The sequence below is a fragment of the Halorubrum sp. Atlit-28R genome, from assembly GCF_003665955.1.
Taxonomy (GTDB): domain Archaea; phylum Halobacteriota; class Halobacteria; order Halobacteriales; family Haloferacaceae; genus Halorubrum; species Halorubrum tropicale.
The window spans coordinates 1-531 of sequence record NZ_QPLS01000129.1 but is presented as its reverse complement, the minus strand read 5'-3'; the positions used below and the strand labels follow the sequence as shown (position 1 = coordinate 531).

The 531-nt window shown below is 65.3% G+C and carries 1 pseudogene; it reads left to right on the top strand.

Annotated features, from left to right (window positions below):
- Window positions 1–243 precede the first annotated feature (243 nt).
- Window positions 244–531: pseudogene (locus DVK06_RS17155) on the top strand (translation initiation factor IF-2 subunit beta); the annotation flags it as partial.

Genomic DNA, 531 nt, shown 5'->3' with positions numbered 1-531 from the left:
CGTCTGCGGCTCCATCGGCGTGAGTTGGCCGACGACGACGCCGGCGCGGAGGCTCCCGAGGATGCCGAGAAGTACGAGGTCGTAGTACTGCCACGTGTAGCCCATGACGAGTCGTTCGAGGGGCAGCACCCAAGGCGTGGCGTTCGGTTCCGTCGTCGGAGATGCTGAAACGAAGTCGGCGCGTCGGTGCCGCGGCAAAGACGGTCACGGAACGGCTATACGTCGCCAGACACTCGAACCCCTATGGAGTATCAGACTGCGCTCGACCGAGCGCTCAACGTCCTACCGGAACGAAACGTCGAACAGGAACGCCTCACGGTGCCGGATCCGTCCGGCGAAACCGACGGCGCGTTCACCCGCCTCACCAACCTCGGGGAAATCGCGGACGCGCTCTCGCGGACGCCCGCGCACCTCCACAGCGCCATCCAGCGCACGCTCGGGACCAGCGGCCAGTTGGAAGACGACCGCGCCCGCTACAGTGGTTCGTTTTCCATCAACGACTTCGAGGAAGCCATCGACGGCTACGTCGAG